This is a genomic window from Krasilnikovia sp. MM14-A1004 (genome assembly GCF_047159485.1).
Taxonomy (GTDB): Bacteria; Actinomycetota; Actinomycetes; order Mycobacteriales; family Micromonosporaceae; genus Actinoplanes.
In genome coordinates this window covers 2,282,501-2,296,328 of sequence record NZ_AP038773.1, presented here as the reverse complement: position 1 = coordinate 2,296,328, position 13,828 = coordinate 2,282,501, and the positions used below count along the sequence as shown (strand labels likewise).

At 72.7% G+C, this 13,828-nt stretch carries 11 protein-coding genes and 2 rRNA genes (1 of these 13 only partly in view); 1 reads left to right on the top strand and 12 read right to left on the bottom strand.

What is annotated here, in order from left to right; all coding sequences use genetic code 11:
• Positions 1 to 15: 15 nt before the first annotated feature.
• The 8 genes from ACMCNN_RS10480 to ACMCNN_RS10445 form a co-directional block, all read right to left on the bottom strand.
• Positions 16 to 885 (bottom strand): hypothetical protein, encoded by an 870-nt coding sequence (locus ACMCNN_RS10480; protein ID WP_412745985.1) that lies wholly within the window; start codon positions 883 to 885, stop codon positions 16 to 18.
• Positions 886 to 958: 73 nt separating this feature from the next.
• Positions 959 to 1,888, bottom strand: a complete 930-nt coding sequence (locus tag ACMCNN_RS10475) for a copper transporter (RefSeq protein ID WP_412745984.1) — start codon at positions 1,886 to 1,888, stop codon at positions 959 to 961.
• A 27-nt stretch (positions 1,889 to 1,915) separates the two neighbouring features.
• Positions 1,916 to 3,094 (bottom strand): putative cytokinetic ring protein SteA, encoded by a 1,179-nt coding sequence (gene steA / locus ACMCNN_RS10470; RefSeq protein WP_412745983.1) that lies wholly within the window; start codon positions 3,092 to 3,094, stop codon positions 1,916 to 1,918.
• A gap of 145 nt (positions 3,095 to 3,239) precedes the next feature.
• A complete protein-coding gene (recN, locus tag ACMCNN_RS10465) occupies positions 3,240 to 4,997 on the bottom strand; it encodes a DNA repair protein RecN (protein WP_412745982.1) in 1,758 nt (585 codons plus the stop codon).
• A 53-nt stretch (positions 4,998 to 5,050) separates the two neighbouring features.
• The gene (locus tag ACMCNN_RS10460) at positions 5,051 to 5,938 is read right to left on the bottom strand and encodes an NAD kinase (RefSeq protein WP_412745981.1); all 888 of its coding nucleotides are present in this window, start codon (positions 5,936 to 5,938) and stop codon (positions 5,051 to 5,053) included.
• A 12-nt stretch (positions 5,939 to 5,950) separates the two neighbouring features.
• On the bottom strand, positions 5,951 to 6,793 hold the full coding sequence (locus ACMCNN_RS10455; RefSeq protein WP_412745980.1) for a TlyA family RNA methyltransferase: 843 nt from the start codon (positions 6,791 to 6,793) through the stop codon (positions 5,951 to 5,953).
• 42 nt (positions 6,794 to 6,835) lie between these two features.
• Positions 6,836 to 7,219, bottom strand: coding sequence for a hypothetical protein (locus ACMCNN_RS10450; protein WP_412745979.1), 384 nt, complete (start codon positions 7,217 to 7,219; stop codon positions 6,836 to 6,838).
• The gene (locus tag ACMCNN_RS10445) at positions 7,216 to 8,265 is read right to left on the bottom strand and encodes a phasin family protein (RefSeq protein WP_412745978.1); all 1,050 of its coding nucleotides are present in this window, start codon (positions 8,263 to 8,265) and stop codon (positions 7,216 to 7,218) included. The genes ACMCNN_RS10450 and ACMCNN_RS10445 overlap by 4 nt, the downstream gene beginning before the upstream one ends.
• Positions 8,266 to 8,378: 113 nt before the next feature.
• On the opposite strand from ACMCNN_RS10445, the gene ACMCNN_RS10440 reads away from it, so the two are divergent.
• Positions 8,379 to 8,714 (top strand): alkyl sulfatase C-terminal domain-containing protein, encoded by a 336-nt coding sequence (locus tag ACMCNN_RS10440; protein WP_412745977.1) that lies wholly within the window; start codon positions 8,379 to 8,381, stop codon positions 8,712 to 8,714.
• Positions 8,715 to 8,719: 5 nt separating this feature from the next.
• On the opposite strand, the gene ACMCNN_RS10435 is transcribed toward ACMCNN_RS10440, so the two are convergent.
• The 4 genes from ACMCNN_RS10435 to ACMCNN_RS10420 form a co-directional block, all read right to left on the bottom strand.
• Positions 8,720 to 9,733 (bottom strand): HAD-IIA family hydrolase, encoded by a 1,014-nt coding sequence (locus ACMCNN_RS10435; RefSeq protein WP_412745976.1) that lies wholly within the window; start codon positions 9,731 to 9,733, stop codon positions 8,720 to 8,722.
• Positions 9,730 to 10,668, bottom strand: a complete 939-nt coding sequence (locus ACMCNN_RS10430) for a tetratricopeptide repeat protein (RefSeq protein ID WP_412747127.1) — start codon at positions 10,666 to 10,668, stop codon at positions 9,730 to 9,732. Before ACMCNN_RS10430 ends, ACMCNN_RS10435 begins: the two co-directional genes overlap by 4 nt.
• Before the next feature lie 2,071 nt (positions 10,669 to 12,739).
• Positions 12,740 to 12,856: ribosomal RNA gene (rrf, locus tag ACMCNN_RS10425) — 5S ribosomal RNA — on the bottom strand.
• A gap of 143 nt (positions 12,857 to 12,999) precedes the next feature.
• Positions 13,000 to 13,828 (bottom strand): 23S ribosomal RNA (locus ACMCNN_RS10420) (it continues 2,278 nt past the right edge of the window).

Sequence of the window (13,828 nt, the reverse complement as noted above, 5' to 3'; positions counted from 1 at the left end):
CCTTGCCGGGCCCGCTCACGCCGACGGGGGGCGGCGGCCCAGCTCGTCGAGCCGGCGCAGCCACGGGGTGTCCTGGATGACCTTGGTGAAGCTGACCTTCTCGCTGGCAGCGGTGAGCCCCGCGATGGCCGCCAGGGCGACCGCCCGGCCCGCGGGCCCGGTACGCGCCGCGAGGGCCACCCCGAGCAGCGCGCCGAGTGCGTTGGCACCCGCGTCGCCGAGCATGATCTCCTCGCCCAGGTCGGCCGGCAGCAGCGCCGCGCCGGCCCCGAGGGTGCCCGCCGCGACCGCACCGCCCGGCCCGACCGCCAAGGGGGCGGCGATCAGGGCGCCGGCCTTCAAGGCCCGGCCGGGGCGCAGATCCAGCAAGTTGATCAGGTTCGCGGTGCCGGCGATCACGCCCGCGCCCAGCAGCACGTCGGCACCCCGGCGCAGCGCACCCGCCCCGGCGCGGCGCGGGTGTGCCCTGACCCGCGGGTCGGAGGACAGCAGCGCCGCAGCGGCCAGCCCGGCCGCACCCACGCCGACGATCTTCACGACGCCGCTGGTGACCCGGCCGTCCCGGAGCGCGGCGAGGTGACCCGCGAAGCCCTTGGCGGACTTCTGCTCGGGCCGCGCGCCGACCACGTCGTCGTAGCCGCCGACCGCGCCGCAGGTGGCGCCCGCGATCAGGGCGGCACCGGCGACGGCCGGGCTGGGCGCGCCGAGCGCCGCACCGAGGGTCGCCCCGGCGGCGAGCGCCGGCCCCCCGGCCAGACTCACCGTACGGCCGTGGAAGTTGGTGCGGTCCAGCTCGCCCGCGCGCGGATCACGGCGGATCCAGGCCAGTGCGGCGCGCGCGACGAACGCCCCGGTGCCGAAGGACCGGGCGAACCGTGTGGCCATGATGTCGATCTCCTGACTCCGCCGATCCGGCGTGAACGACCGGCGACCGGCTAACGAGTCTAAGGAGCCGGGGCTACGCCGCCGTCTTCGGCACGAGGGACGTCGCTCCCGCGGCGAGGCCGTACTGGCCGATCTTGCCGCCGCTGATCCGCTCGATCAGGGTGAGCGCGGTGGCCAGCTGGCCCTGCACGCTGCTGGCGTTGTCCACGGTCGAGATGCGGCGCACCAGGGTCGGGTCGCCGCGCACCTCGGAGACGAGGTTGCCGTCCCCGCTGCCGTTGCCCGCCACGACCAGCGGCTTGTCCTTGACGAACTGGGTGGCCAGGGTCACCGCGGACTGGCTCTTCTTGGCCGCGTCCTTGTCGACCGGCGGCAGGCCGGAGATCACGACCGTGGCCTCGGCGCCGCCGACGGCACCGTCCTCGACCGCGATGTAACCCGGGCCCGAGTACGCGGCGAGCACCGCGGTCAGGTCGCCGGGCGCCACCTCGGGCGTACGCTGCTGCAGCGCCAGCGCCAGCAGGGCGCTGGAGGTCTCCACGCCGTCGCTGTTGAGCGGCAGCCGCGCCACCGGGATGGTCGGCTGCGACGCGCGGTTGGCGAGGTCGAGCAGTTCGAGGCTGTTGGCCGGATCGAAGAACTTGTCCTGGACGGTGACCTTGGCGGTGACCTTGGCGCCGGCGACGGTCAGCATGGTGACCACGCCGTCGACGTAGTCCTGGCTGCCCGGCAGGGCGACCACGAGCAGCTTGCGGCCGGTCAGCTTGCCGCCGATCAGGGCGGGCGCGACCTCGGTGGCGAAGTCCTGGCTGCGGTTGAGTTCCTCGCGGTACTGGTTCGCCTGGGACCGGTAGTTGCCGTTGTCCTTGCTGAGCGTGGTGACCTGGTCCTTGAGGCTGTCGGCGACCGGCCCGTTGAGCGCGGCGGTGCCCACGACCAGGCCGATGGCCAGCGCGAGGAAGACCGCGGTGAGCGACACCACGTGGTACCGGAAGTTGATCACGCCTTGAGCCTCTTGGTCATTCGGGGGTCAGAAGAGGTGTCCCAGCTGGAACACCAGATTGTCCCACCACTCGGATACCACAGCGAGGTACGCCTTGCCGACCGTGGACACCGCCACGGCCGATGCCATGGCCGCGACCGCGGACAGCACGAGCAGCAGCAGCGCCGAGCCGGAGATGTTCTGCCGGTACAACCGGCTGACCCCCTTGGCATCGACCAGTTTGCCGCCCACCTTGAGCCGAGTGAGGAAAGTCGACGCCATACCGCCGCGGCCCTTGTCCAGGAACTCGACCAGGTTGGCGTGGGTGCCGACCGCGACGATGAGCGAGGCGCCCTTCTCGTCGGCCAGCAGCATGGCCAGGTCCTCGCTGGTGGCGGCCGCCGGGAAGGTGAGCGCGGCCACGTCGAGCTGGCGGACCCGGTCCAGGCCGGGTGCCCGCCCGTCCGGGTACGCGTGCACGACCACCTCGGCGCCGCAACGCAGCACGTCGTCGGTGACCGAGTCCATGTCCCCGATGATCAGATCGGGGGTGTACCCCGTCTCCACGAGCGCGTCCGCACCGCCGTCGACGCCGATCAGCACCGGCTTGAACTCGCGGATGTAGGGCCGCAGCACGTCCAGGTCGGCCTTGTAGTCGTAGCCGCGGACGACGATCAACACGTGCCGCCCGGCGATCTGGGTCCGTACGTCGGGCACGCCGACGCCGTCGAGCAGCAGGTCGCGTTCCTGCTTGAGGTAGTCCATGGTGTTCGCGGCGAACGCCTCGAGCTGCACCGACAGCCCCTCGCGCGCGTTCGCCATGGCGGCCGCGACCGTGGCGGCGTCCTGCCGGATTCCCGTGGCCACGACCTCGTCGTCGACCAGTACGGCGTCGCCCTCGATGCTGACCGTGACGCCCTCGCGCAGGCGGTCGAACACCTTCTCGCCGAGGCCGTCGATCAAGACGATGCCCGCCTGCACGAGCACCTCGGGGCCGAGGTTCGGGTAGCGCCCGGAGATGGACGGCTTTGCGTTCAGCACCGCGGAGACTCCGACCGCCACCAGGGAGTCGGCGGCCACCCGGTCGATGTCGACGTGGTCGATGACCGCGATGTCGCCGGGGCGCAGGCGACCGACCAGACGCTTGGTCCGGCGGTCGAGGCGGGCGGTGCCGGTGAGCGTACCCGGTTCGACGCTCCGGGTCCGGCGCAAGGTGGGAAGTCGCATCGTGGCCATCCTGACATGCCCGATCACGCGCGCCGAATACGACATGCGCGAGATCACGCCCGAAAGAGACAAATCGGTGGCGGCCGCACTGCGCCCGTCGTCGGCAGAGCGGCCGTGCCGGGCTACAGATCGGCGTTGTGGGAGGTCAGCCGCGCTTTTCCTGGCCCGCCACGGCCAGTAATTCCTCCGCGTGGGCGATGCCGAGGTCGGAATCCGGCAGACCGGCCAGCATCCGGGCCAGCTCCCGGGCCCGCTCCCCCTCCTCGACCACCCGCACCCCGCTGGTGGTGATCGCGCCCCCGGTGTCCTTGGCGACCACCAGATGCCGGTCGGCGAACGCCGCCACCTGCGGCAGATGCGTCACCACGAGCACCTGATGGGTCCGCGCCAGCCGGGCCAGCCGCCGGCCGATCTCTACCGCGGCCTGACCGCCCACGCCCGCGTCGACCTCGTCGAAGACCAGCGTCGGCGGACCGCCCGCACCCGCGAAGACCACCTCGATGGCCAGCATCACCCGCGACAGCTCACCCCCAGAGGCACCCTTCTGCAGCGGCAGGCTCGGCGCGCCCGGGTGGGCCAGCAGCCGCAGCTCCACCTCGTCCGCCCCGTCCGGGCCGGCCGCCAGCTCAGCGCCCTCGACCCGCACCACCGGCTCGTCGCGACCGGCGGACCGGGCCAGCACCCCGACCTCCACCCGCGCGTGCGGCATCGCGAGACCGGCCAGCTCCACGCTGACCTGCTCGGCGAACCGGCCCGCGGCCTGCAGACGGGCCGCCGTCAGCCGGCCCGCCAGCTCACCGACGGTCGCCTCCAGCCGCAGCCGCTCGCGGTCCAGCTCCTCCAGCAGCTCGTCGGAGGTGTCCAGCGCGGCCAGCCGGGTACGTGCGTTCTCCGCCCAGGCGATGACCCCGTCGACGTCGTCCGCGTACTTGCGGGTCAGGGCGCGCAGCGCGGCGCGCCGCTCGTGGACCGCCGACAGCCGGGCCGGGTCGGCGTCCAGCGCCTCCAGATACCCCGACAGCTCCGACGACACGTCGCCCACCAGGGTGGCCGCCTCCTCCAGCCGGGCGGCGAGATCACCCAGCTTCGCGTCCACCGCCGACTGGGCCGCCAGCGTGCGGCGGGCGACACCGAGAAGCTGGGTCGCGTCAGGGGTGTCGTCGACCGTGTCCACCCCGCCCGCCAGCGCCTGCGCGGCCAGCGCCGCCGCCGTGCGCAGCCCCTCGGCGTGCTCCAGGCGCTGCGCCTCGGCGCGCAGCTCGTCGTCCTCGCCGGGCTGCGGATCGACCCGGCTGATCTCGTCCAGCCCCAGGGTCAGCAGGTCGGCCTCCTGGCTGCGCTGGCGGGCGTTGCGCCGCCGGTCGGCCAGGTCGTCGACCGCGGCGCGCCAGCGGGTGAACGCCTCCCGATACGTCTCCAGCAGCTTCTCGTGCTCCGGCCCGGCGAACCGGTCCAGCGCGGCCCGCTGCTCGGCCGGGCGCAGCAGGCGCAGCTGGTCGGACTGCCCGTGCACCGCCACCACCTGCTCGCCGACCTCGGCCAGCATCGCCACCGGCATGCTGCGCCCGCCGACGTGGGCGCGGGACCGGCCCTCGCTGGTCACGGTACGGCTGAGCAGCACCGTGCCGTCGTCATCCGGCTCGGCGCCGGCGTCGGTGACGCGGGCGTGCACCGTGGCGGCCACGGGCCCGGTCAGTCGCAGACGGCCCTCGACCACCGCGCGACCCGGCTCGGCGCGGACCCGCGCGGCGTCGGCGCGGCCGCCGAACAGCAGACCAAGCCCGGTCACCACCATGGTCTTGCCCGCGCCGGTCTCACCCGTGATGACGTTCATACCCGCCGTCAGGCGCAGCGTCGTGTCCTCGATGACGCCGAGCCCGGTGATGCGCAACTCCTCCAGCACAGGGCAGACAGTATCGGTGGCGACCGACAATTGCCCACCGGCGTCCACGTGGATCAGCGTCGATTCCCCCGCCAGCCGTCCACCGGCAGGGCGAACTTGGCCACCAGCGTGTCCGTGAACGGCCGCGGCGCCAGCCGCACCAGGCGTACCGGAAGATCCCCCCGCTGCACCGTGACCGTCGCCCCCGGCGGCAGATCCCAGGTACGCCGCCCGTCGCAGCACATCACCGCGAACGACGTGTACGGGTCCACGGTGAGCATGAGCGTCGAGGTCGGCGCGGTCACCAACGGCTTGCTGAACAGGGCGTGCGCGCTGATCGGTACGAGCAGCAGCGCCTCCACCTCCGGCCACACCACCGGCCCGCCCGCCGAGAACGCGTACGCCGTCGAGCCGGTCGGCGTGGCACACACCACGCCGTCGCAGCCGTAGCGCGACAGCGGCCGCCCGTCGACGTCCACGAGCAGTTCGAGCATCTGCGCCCGCTGCCCCTTCTCCACGCTGACCTCGTTGAGGGCCCAGGAGTCGGCGATGAGCCGCCCGTCGTACTCGGCCCGCACGTCGAGGGTGAGCCGTTCGTCCACGGTGTACGACCCGGAGATGATGTCCCGCACGGTCTGATCGAGATCGCTGATCTCCGCCTCGGCGAGGAACCCCACCTTGCCGAGGTTGATGCCCAGCAGCGGCGCCTTCACGGGACGGGCCAGCTCGGCCGCGCGCAGGAAGGTGCCGTCCCCGCCCAGCGCGAAGACGATCTCCACGCCCTCGGCCGCGGCCGGGTCGTCGACCGAGGTGACCCCGGCGGGCAGGTCCAGGTCGGCGACCTCCGCCGCGATGACCCGCACCTCGAAACCCGCCTCGATCAGGTCACGGGCGACCGCCCGGGCGTGCTGGGTGCTCTGCCGGCGACCCGTGTGGGTGACCAGCAAGGCGGAGCGAGTCATGCCATCTCCTCTTCAGCCGGACGGTTCGGGCACCGGCCCGCCGGAGGCTACCGTGCCGGAGGGCCCCGCCGCGACCACCGCCCGTACGCGCTCGGCGTCAGCCGGTGGCGCATCCCGGCGGAACCACAGGAAGAACTCGACGTTCCCGCTGGGCCCGGGCAGCGGGCTCGCGGTCACCCCGGCCACCCCGAGGCCGAGACCCGCGGCGGCCGCGGCGACGTCCAGCACGGCCTCCGCCCGCAGGGCGGGATCCCGGACCACGCCGCCCGCACCCACCCGATCCTTACCCACCTCGAACTGAGGTTTGACCATCAGCGCCAGATCGCCGTCGGTGCAGGCCGCCAGCGCGGGCAGGACCAACCGCAACGAGATGAACGACAGATCCGCCACGGTCAGCTCCACCGGCCCGCCGATCGCCTCGGGGGTCAGCGTGCGCACGTTGGTGCGTTCCAGGACGGTGACCCGCTCGTCGGTGCGCAGCGACCAGGCGAGCTGGCCGTAGCCGACGTCCACTGCCGCGACGTGCGCGGCGCCGGAGCGCAGCAGGACGTCGGTGAACCCGCCGGTGGACGCCCCCGCGTCCAGACACCGCCGCCCGGCCACGATCAGCCCGTCCGGCGCGAACGCGGCCAGTGCGCCCGCGAGCTTGTGCCCGCCCCGCGACACGTACTCGCTGCCGGGATCGTCGCCGGTGACCACCACCGGATCTGCCGGGTCGATCATGGCGGCGACCTTGTGCGCCACGGAGCCGCGCACCTGGACCCGGCCGGCCGCGACGAGCGCGGCCGCCTGCTCCCGCGAGCGGGCCAGCTTGCGACGGACGAGCTCAGCGTCGAGACGGGCGCGGCGGGCCATTCGGATTCCTCGGGTACGGGGTGCTCGGGACGACGTGGGGGCTCAGCGGTCGATGCTCGCCAGCGTCTCCTGCAGCACCTGGTGCGCGGCGTCGTACGCGGCGATCTGCTCGGCCGGGGGCAACGGGGCGGCGTTGTCCAGAGAACGCAGCACCGCGTCGACGGCGGGGTGCCCCGTGGTGTCCGCGCCGTCGGCGATGTCGGGACCATCCGCAGCCGCGCCTCCCGCCGGGCCGGGCAAGGACGGCGTGCCGTGGCCCGACGGCGGGCCGTGGCCCGACGAAGTGACATGGCCCGACGGCGTGAATTGGCCAGACGGCGGGCCGGGCACCGGCGGCGTGTTGAGGCCCGACGGCGGGCCGGGCCGGGCCGCACCGGGCGGCGGGCCGGGCCGGGGGCCGGGAGCCGGGGCGGGCGGGATCGTCACCGGGAGGCCTCCGTATCGGTCGTCCGCTCGGTCACCGGTGCCGTGTCCGGCGCGGTGCCCGATGCTGCGGTCTGTCCCCCGGTCGGCTGCGCGCTCGTCCGGTCAGCGGCGGGTCCCGTGCTCGCGCCCTCCAACGGCGTCGCCCGGTTCGACGCCGCCGCGGAGTCGATGAACGTCGGCGTCTGCGACGCTGTCGGGGCCTCCGGGGCCTGCCTCGTAGGCTCGGTGGGGTTCGCCGGTGCGGATTCGCCAGGCCCGCCCGCGACCTTGGCGGGTGTGCTTTTCGCGAGGGTCCCGGCGGAGGCCGCCTTCTTGGCCGCCTTGCGGGCGGTCGGCGCTGGCGTCGACGTCTGCGTGGTGGCGGCTGACGGCAGAGCGTTCGGCATCGCTTTCTTGGCTACAGCCTTCTTGGCCACGGCCGCTTTGGCTACCGCCTTCTTCGCGACCGCTTTCTTGGCTACCGCCTTCTTCGCGACCGCCTTCCCGACCACGAGTTCCGATGGCCCGGCGTTAGCCGCCACGGTCTCAGGGGTCACGTCCTTCCTCGGTACGGCCTTCGCGACTGCCTTCTTCGCCACGGCCGTCTTGGCCACGGTTTGTTTCCCCACGGCCTTCTTGGCCACGGCCTTCTTGGCCACGGCCTTCTTGGCGGGTGATGTGGCGGTCCGGGCGCCTGGGGCGTCACCATCGGTCGCGCCGGCGACCGGGGCGGGCACGCCATGGACGGCCCCGGCGGCAGCACGGGCGCGCGCGTCGCGCAGCTGTCGCTCCAGGTCCCGCACGCGGTTGGTCAGGTCGGCGACCTCTTCCGCGGTGGCGAGGCCGACGAGCCCGAGGGCCCGGTCCACCTCGTAGCGCACGATGGTGGTGAGCGCCTCCCGGTTGGCGAGCCCGGCGCCGACCACATCCGCCACGAGGCCCTGCAGCTGTGCGGCCGTCTCGCCGCCTCGGTTGATCAGATCACCGGCCGCCTTCTGGACCTTGCGGCGCGGCTCCTCCGTCAAGCCGAGCGCCATCTCCAGATACGCCCGCCATGCGTCCTGCATGCCCGCTCTCCTCGTTCGCGGCCGCCTCCATCGTGTGTCACGCTACCGGGCGGCCTCGGGCGCCCTGTGCGGTACCGTGCGGTACGCGGTGGTGTCGCGCGAAGGGAGCCCGTATGGCCAGCGTGGACGAGTGCCGGCAGGCGCTGCTGGAGCTCGCCGCCCGCCTCGACGCCAACGCCGAGACTCGCGGCAAACTCGATCTGGACCGCACGCTGGCGTGCCGGGTCCCCGATCTCGACGCAGCCTTCCACGGCCGCCTCGCGGGCGGGCGACTGATCGACATCACCGACGGCGACGACCCGCGGGCGAAGATCGCACTGGTCGCGAACAGCGACGATCTGATCGCCGTGCTGACCGGCCGCCTGGAGGTGACCCGGGCGGTGGCAACGCGCCAGGTCACCATCAAGGCGAATCCGTTCGACCTGCTGAAGTTGCGCAAGCTGCTGTAGGGCCGTCAGCCCGGCAGACCCCAGCTCGTCAGCAGTTCGCGAGCCGCGTCCGAGCCGGCCCGGACGTCGGCGGGCGCCACACCGTTCCACACCCGGCCGCAGAGCAGACGCAACGCGTCGACGGGTGCGCCGTCACCGTCCAAGCGGACCGCCGCGCCGTCGTCCGCCACGCGCCAGCCGCCGGCCGAGTCCTCATCCGCCGTCAGCAGCCGGGCGGCGTCGGCAGGCGCGAACAGTCCCGACAGGTCCGCCGCCACATACCCCGGCCGCCGGGCCGGGGACGCAGCCAGCAGGTCCATCGGACCGGTCACCCCGGTCAGCACGAGCAGACAGTCCATGCCGGCGCCGACCGCACCCTCGATGTCCGTGTCGAGCCGGTCGCCGACCACGAGGGGATGCGACGCCCCCGACCGCGCCGCCGCGGCCCGGAACAGCGCGGGCGACGGCTTGCCGACGACCACATCCGGGTCACGGTCCAGCGCGGTACGCAGCACCGCGACGAGCGAGCCGTTTCCGGGCAGCGGACCGCGCGGGCTGGGCAGCGTACGGTCGGTGTTCGTGGCGATCCAGGTCGCGCCTCCCCGCACCGCGAGGGCGGCCTCGGCGAGGATCCGCCAGCCGACGTCGGGCCCGTAGCCCTGCACCACCGCGACCGGCGCGTCCTCGAGGCGTTCCACCGGTGTCAGGCCCTGCTCGCGCACCTCGGCGCGCAACGCCTCGGCGCCCACCACGAGTACCGGTGCGCCCGCGGGCAGGTCGCCCGCCAGCAGCACCGCGGCCGCCCCGGCCGAGGTGAGCACCTCGTCGGGAGCCGCGGGCACGCCCATGCCGGTCAGCAGCGCGGCGACGTCGGCGGCCCGGCGCGACGCATTGTTCGTCGCGTACGCGATCGCCGTGCCCTCGGCATGCAGCACGCCGACCGCCTCGGCGGCACCGGGGATCGGCTTGTCGATGAGATAGACGACCCCGTCGAGGTCGAAAACTACGAGATCGTACCCGTCGACCAGCCGATCGCTCACGCCTTCTCCCGCCCGTTGTCGCCCTCGTCGTTGGTCACCACGAACTCGTCGTCGAGCACCTTCTGCTCGTCGCGCGAGCCGCCGGTCGCGCCAGCCGGGTTGCCCGCCGACTCGTCCGCCGCTTCAGGATCGTCGTCGAACTCGTCCGTGTCGAGCCCCGGCTCGTCGTCGTCCAGGAAGCCTTCCGGCTCCTCGTCGTCGTCCTCGTCGTCGTCCAGGAAGCCTTCCGGCTCCTCGTCGTCGTCCGGGGCCTCGTCGAGGTCCTCCGTGGAGTCGTCGGCCCGCGACTGCTCCTGATCGGCATCGTCGTCGTCATCCTCGCCGTCGTCGGCGAAGTCGACACCGTCCAGCTCCAGCAGCCGTTCCGCCGCGTCGGTCAGGCCGTCCTCGTCGGAGGCCGCCGACCGCGCGAACCACTCCCGCGCCTCGTCTCGGCGCCCCGCGGCCAGCAGGGCATCCGCGTACGCGTACCGCAGCCGTGGCGCCCAATCCGCCTCGGCGTCTCCGGTCAGTTCCCGAACCTGCAGCATCGCCACCGCAGCGTCGTGCTGGCCGAGGTCACCGCGCGCCCCGGCCGCCACGATGAGCAGCTCGATCGCCCCGGCCTTGTCGAGCGCCTCGCGGTCCGCACCACGGAACAGGTCGATCGCCCGTTCCGGGCGGCCCAGCGCGCGCTCACAGTCCGCCAGCTCGGCCAAGTGGGTCTGCCGGCCCGACATGCGATGGTACGTACGCAGCTCCGAGATCGCGGTCGCCCAGTCCCCTGCCGCGTACGCCGCGAGTCCGACGGCCTCCCGCACGGCGGCGATCCGGGACGCGAGCCGTCGCGCCGCGATCGCGTGCTGAAGGGCCAGGTCGGAGTCTTCGTCGATGATCTGTCCGGCCGCGACCAGATGCCGGGCAACCCGGTCGGCGACATCGCGGGACAGCGACAGCAGTTCCGCGCGAACGTCCTTGTCGAGGTCGGACGCGGCGATGTCCTCGGGCAGTTCCGGCGCCTGGAACGCAGGCTGCTGGTCGTCGCGGCCACGCGAATCCTGGAACCGGTCGTCGCGGAACCCGTCCTCGCGCTCCCGTCGAGGGTGGCGGTCGCCGCCCGCCGATGCCGGACCCCGATCGCCGCGGAATCCATCATCGCGCGGCCCGCGCTCCCGGTCGCCCCGGAACCCACCGTCGCGGAAGCCGCCCTCGCGTGATCCGCGGAAGCCACCGTCACGGGAACCCTGGTCACGGTCGCCGCGGAAGCCACCGACGCGCGGTCCACGGTCGCCGGAGAAGCCACCGTCGCGCGGTCCACGGTCACCGCGGAAGCCACCGTCGCGTGGCCCACGGTCACGGTCGCCGGAGAAGCCACCATCACGCGGCCCCCGGTCGCGGTCGCCTCGGAACCCGCTGTCGCGGGGACCGCGGTCGCGGTCGCCCTGGAATCCGGAGTCACGCGGCCCGCGGTCGCCGCGGAAGCCACCGTCGCGGGATCCGCGGTCCGGACCGCGATCCCGGAAGCCGCCTTCGCGGCCGCCCGAATATCCGCCGCGGTCCCGATCGGGCCGGAAGCCACTGGCTCCACGGTTGCCCGGACGATCCCCGCCGCGGAATCCGCCGCGGTCGTCGCGGGAGAATCCGCCGCGGTCTCCGGTGCGGTCCCGACCGTCCTGATATTCGCGTTCCCCACGGAACCCGCCGCGTCCCTCGCCCGCGGACCCGCGGCCGTCCCGGAAGCCCGGACGGTCACCGCGATCCTGGTAGCCGCCGCGACCACCCTGGTAGCCGGTACGGCCGCCCTGGTAGCTGTCGCCACGCCCGCCACGGTCCGCCCCGCCGCGGGGGTGGTGGCCGCCCTCCCGGTCGCCGCCTCGGAATTCGCCCCGATCGCCCTGGTGTCCACGCGGCCCGGCAGAGTAGTCACGGCCGCCGCGCCCGCCGTCCTGGAAGCCACCACGGTCCCCACGGAAGCCGCCCCGGTCGCCCTGGGCACCACCACGATCGCTGCGGAACCCGCCCCGGTCGCCCCCGGCTCCACCGCGATCACTACGGAAGCCGCCCCGGTCCCCCTGGGCACCACCACGGTCACTACGGAAGCCGCCCCGGTCGCTCTGGGCACCACCACGGTCACTACGGAACCCGCCGCGGTCACCCCCGGCACCACCGCGATCACTACGGAAGCCGCCCCGGTCGCCCTGGGCACCACCACGATCGCTGCGGAACCCGCCCCGGTCGCCCCCGGCTCCACCAGGGTCACTACGGAACCCGCCCCGGTCGCCCTGGAATCCGCCCCGGTCACCCCGCGGCCCGCCCCGGTCGCCGCCCCGATCGCGGTCGCCGCGGAAGTCCTGCCGGCCGCCCGGATGGTCACGGTCACCGCCGCGGGGTCGGTCGTCGCGGAATCCGCCCCGTGCACCGCCGTCCCGGTAGCCGCCACGCTCCTGTCCACCACGGCCGCCCTGGTAGCCGCCGCCGTCGCGCCCGCCCCGGCCGTAGCCCCCCTCGCGGTCGCCGTAGCCACGGTCCCGGTCCCCGCCGAAACCGCGGTCCGGCCCGCGATCGCGCGAATAGCCACCGCGGTCGGAGCGACCCTGATATCCACCGCCCTGGGAGCCCCGGCCACCGCGGTCATCGCGGTAGCCGCCCCGCCCCCGGTCGTCGCGGAAGCCGCCCCGGTCGCCCCCGCCGGTACCGCGGTCGCGGTCGCCGCGGAACCCACCGTCGCCGCCCCGACTGCCGCGGTCGCCCCGGTGTTCGCCGTCGCGGTCGCGGCCGGGACGGCCCTCGTCGCCGCGGTGGTGGCCGCCGCCGTCCTGCGGTCCTGTCGTCACGGGTCGTTCCTTCCGATACGGCGATTCCCGCGGGGTGGCGGGTCGGCTTCGATGCTCACAAAGGCTACTCGGAGAGCGGCCCGGAATGGTGTGGAGGGCGGCCGTCCTGTGGACAACGCCCGAGGGCGCGCTCCCGGCCCAGCATGCAGTGAGGGCCGCCCCTTGTTGGGGGCGGCCCTCACTGGTGGTTTTGGTCCGGCGGCGTCCTACTCTCCCACACCCTCCCGGGTGCAGTACCATCGGCGCTGGAGGGCTTAGCTTCCGGGTTCGGAATGAGACCGGGCGTTTCCCCTCCGCTATGACCACCGGCACATCTGCCAGCGTCACCAACCCCCACCCCTCACGACCCGTCCCGCACCCCCCGGTTTCCGGGGTCGGGGTTGGGTGTGTGTTCGGGGGGGTGGTTGTTCGCTGAGATATCGCACAGTGGACGCGTCGAGCACATTGTTTGGTGTGGTTAAGCCCTCGGCCTATTAGTACCGGTCGACTGAACCAGTTACCTGGCTTACATCTCCGGCCTATCAACCCAGTCGTCTAGCTGGGGGCCTTACCCACTCAAGGTGGTGGGATACCTCATCTCGAAGCAGGCTTCCCGCTTAGATGCTTTCAGCGGTTATCCCTTCCGAACGTAGCCAACCAGCCGTGCCCCTGGCGGGACAACTGGCACACCAGAGGTTCGTCCGTCCCGGTCCTCTCGTACTAGGGACAGCCCTTCTCAAGTATCCAACGCGCACGGCGGATAGGGACCGAACTGTCTCACGACGTTCTAAACCCAGCTCGCGTACCGCTTTAATGGGCGAACAGCCCAACCCTTGGGACCTGCTACAGCCCCAGGATGCGACGAGCCGACATCGAGGTGCCAAACCATCCCGTCGATATGGACTCTTGGGGAAGATCAGCCTGTTATCCCCGGGGTACCTTTTATCCGTTGAGCGACACCGCTTCCACACGCAAGTGCCGGATCACTAGTCCCGACTTTCGTCCCTGCTCGACCTGTCAGTCTCACAGTCAAGCTCCCTTGTGCACTTACACTCAACACCTGATTGCCAACCAGGCTGAGGGAACCTTTGGGCGCCTCCGTTACCCTTTGGGAGGCAACCGCCCCAGTTAAACTACCCACCAGACACTGTCCCTCGACCCGATCAGGGCCGCAAGTTAGATACCCGAATCCAACAGAGTGGTATTTCAAGATTGCCTCCACCCGAACTGGCGTCCGAGCTTCACCGGCTCCCACCTATCCTACACAATTGCATTCAGATACCAATGTCAAGCTATAGTAAAG